This is a genomic window from Pseudomonas sp. 2822-17 (assembly GCF_002742485.1).
Lineage (GTDB): Bacteria > Pseudomonadota > Gammaproteobacteria > Pseudomonadales > Pseudomonadaceae > Aquipseudomonas > Aquipseudomonas cyclaminis.
Window position 1 is genome coordinate 1 of the sequence record NZ_LJRZ01000530.1, and the last position, 241, is coordinate 241.

Annotated in this window: 1 protein-coding gene; it reads right to left on the bottom strand. The window is 29.5% G+C overall.

Features of this window, described 5'->3' with window-relative positions; genetic code table 11:
- Nucleotides 1-205, bottom strand: a 205-nt coding sequence (locus AOA60_RS33395) for a hypothetical protein (RefSeq protein ID WP_218240733.1), incomplete at its 3' end; no start/stop codon positions are given.
- Nucleotides 206-241: the final 36 nt, after the last annotated feature.

Consider the following 241-nt stretch of genomic DNA (forward strand, 5'->3'; position numbering starts at 1 on the left):
ATAATATAATGAAGCTAGTGGGTATTCCTCCATCATCTCCATAATTAAATAACCACATAGGGTAGTTATAAAATAAAAAATTATAAAGAAGGTCACCAATAATAAAGAATAGAATAGTGGGGTAGTACTTTTCCCACTTCTCCCAATCTCCCCATTTATATGCAGCAAATAAAAACAAAAGTTTTATGACAATATGAATTATCATACACTCAAATCCCTTAAACATGACATGTATGTAAAT